This is a genomic window from Kitasatospora sp. NPDC059599, from assembly GCF_042735125.1.
Lineage (GTDB): Bacteria > Actinomycetota > Actinomycetes > Streptomycetales > Streptomycetaceae > Kitasatospora.
In genome coordinates this window covers 1-1,168 of sequence record NZ_JBHWCL010000314.1, presented here as the reverse complement: position 1 = coordinate 1,168, position 1,168 = coordinate 1, and the positions used below count along the sequence as shown (strand labels likewise).

Below are 1,168 nucleotides of genomic sequence, written 5' to 3'. Positions count from 1 at the left end.
CCCTGGGGGCCTGAACACCGATCCCGGGCGCCGTGCTGCAGCGGCCGTCCCCTGCGGGGACGGCTGTATCGTCCGCCCACTGCGTGGGCGGGGCGGGGCCGGTTCGTTCCTCACCGGCTCCGCAAGAGCCGGCGCCGATGGCGCCGGCGGTCGACCAGCAGAACATCGCGCCGTGGAAGCCGCCAAAGAAATCAGGCAGAATTAGCCATGTCGAATGGCTTCCGTGTCGGAGGTGGGCGGCCTGCGGAACTTGGCAGAGCGCAGGCCGCCCGATGCGTCCTCCGGCAGGAGGGGCCCTTCAGCCCGTCCAGAGGACGACGCGACCATAGTAGGCACCACTGGTACCCCGGGAGTGCCCCAGGATTGAGTAACCAGGAGCACTGTGACGACGCTAAACGGACGCGAGGTCTACACCCGGCGAGCCCTGATGGACAGGTACGGCATGACGCTGTCCCCCCTGGAGAAGTGGCACCGCGACCGCAGCGTGACCGGCCACCCCGAGGCCGTTGGAACAGTCGGCCGCGAGCTGGTCTGGGACCGTGAGGAGTGGGATTCCTGGTACCAGAGGCGACACGACACCCAAGACCTGGAGTCCCGTGCCGAGCTGGCAGCCCGGCACGGTTTGGCCCTGGTGACCCTCAGCCGGATGTGGTCACTGCGCGAGGAGAACGGTCACCCCGCGCCGGTCAAGACCGTGCAGCAGACGACGTACTGGGACGTCGGCGAATGGGACGCCTGGTACGCCGACTACCGTCGGCGGTCCCAGCGCAGGGAACTGGACGTCGACCGTTCCGGTAGCCCCAATGACCTTGTCACGCTGTCCCAGGCCGCGCGCATTCTCGGTGTGGAGCCCAGCAGCATCACCCACTACCCCAAGAACCCTCCGAGGAACTGGCCTCAGCCAGTCCAAGAGGAGGAGCTGCCCAGCGGCCGTATGCGTCGGCGCTATCGGCGCGCGGACATCTGGCACTACGCCGACACCCGTACCATCGCCGGACCCCACCGCACCAGGCATCCGAACAGGAAGCCCAAGCCCGAGGAAGAGCCGAACTCGTGACCCGCCCCCAGGACGACCGCGTCGCCGGCTGAGCCGAATCGACCGTGAAGGCCCTGCAGCCCAGTAGCTGCAGGGCCTTTCGCATGTCTGTCCGCATCCACTGCTGCCGTG

General features: G+C 68.1%; 1 protein-coding gene. It reads left to right on the top strand.

The window, feature by feature from the left end; genetic code table 11:
• Nucleotides 1-382 precede the first annotated feature (382 nt).
• The gene (locus ACFV04_RS43760; protein WP_380350282.1) at nt 383-1,057 is read left to right on the top strand and encodes a hypothetical protein; all 675 of its coding nucleotides are present in this window, start codon (nt 383-385) and stop codon (nt 1,055-1,057) included.
• Nucleotides 1,058-1,168: the final 111 nt, after the last annotated feature.